The organism is Vogesella perlucida (assembly GCF_979366545.1).
Map to the genome: position 1 here is coordinate 1 of NZ_CEETRO010000042.1, position 476 is coordinate 476.

A 476-nucleotide genomic window follows, 5' to 3' on the forward strand; every position below is an offset into this window, starting at 1 on the left:
GGCAACAGCATCACCGTCAGCGACACCGAGGGTTACAGCGTGGACACCGGCGCGCCGAGCGTGGTGGTGAACATCGTGGATGCCGCCCTGAACGTGGCAGACAAGGTATCGAACGTGACCTTCACCTTCAGCGAAGCGCCGGTAGGCTTTACCGCCGCCGACCTGACCGTGAGCGGTGGCAGCATCAGCAACCTGGTACAAAGCGCCAGCGATCCTAAAGTGTGGACCGCCACCTTTACCGCGACCGACGGTTTCACCGGCACTGCCAGCGTAGCCGTCAACAATGGCAGCTACACCGACGCCGCCGGTAACCTGGGCAGCGCCGGCAGCGACACCGTGGCTGTCGACACCGCTGCGCCAGTGGCCAGCATCACCCTGAATGCCAACATCACCGCCGACGACGTGATCAACGCCGCCGAAGCAGGCCAGCAGGTGGCCATTACCGGTACCGTCGGTGGCGACGTGAAGGTAGGCGA

The 476-nt window shown here is 64.3% G+C and carries 1 protein-coding gene; it reads left to right on the top strand.

Features of this window, described 5'->3' with window-relative positions; all coding sequences use genetic code 11:
• Positions 1-476: Ig-like domain-containing protein (locus ACZ9XP_RS17815; protein WP_465188951.1), on the top strand; the 476-nt coding region annotated here is incomplete at both ends.